The following is a 502-nucleotide window of genomic DNA, read 5'->3' on the forward strand; positions in this document are numbered from 1 at the left end:
GAGGTCACCGATCCACTTCTTCTAGAGCAATTTCAAACATGGTGGAACACCATGATACTTAACGCCTCACAGCAAAAAGGACACACATTATGAACACACTGAACTTTCAACCAGAAGTACACGCACGCATTACCGAGCTGGTTAGCGGCATCAAAAAAGGCAGCGAGCACCCCTTTGTCACCTTCATTGTCACTGATAAATCGCTTCACCTCATTGGCGGCGCGACGGAGAAGCTCATCATGACCACGTTGGACAGAGCGTCGGATTGCACATTGGACAACGCCGCTTTCTCGTTTAGCGCCACCGCTTTTGCCAACCTATGGCTGTGCCAAACCAATCATATCGACCAAAAAGAAACGATTTCATTGCAGCTCCGTCATGACAACCAACAAGACGGCGTCGTGCTGGAAGGGCGAACCGAACTGAACTCCTTTCGCTACGCCCTCGCGCAGCACGCTTGTGAACATCATCTAGCCTTCTTTGATAGCGTCATGACGCACCC

1 pseudogene is annotated in these 502 nt (G+C 50.6%); it reads left to right on the forward strand.

Annotated elements, in window-relative coordinates:
- Window positions 1-89: 89 nt before the first annotated feature.
- Window positions 90-502, forward strand: a pseudogene (locus tag AB4486_RS24250) (hypothetical protein); the annotation flags it as partial.

Source organism: Vibrio sp. 10N.222.55.C6, assembly GCF_041473395.1.
Lineage (GTDB): Bacteria > Pseudomonadota > Gammaproteobacteria > Enterobacterales > Vibrionaceae > Vibrio > Vibrio crassostreae_C.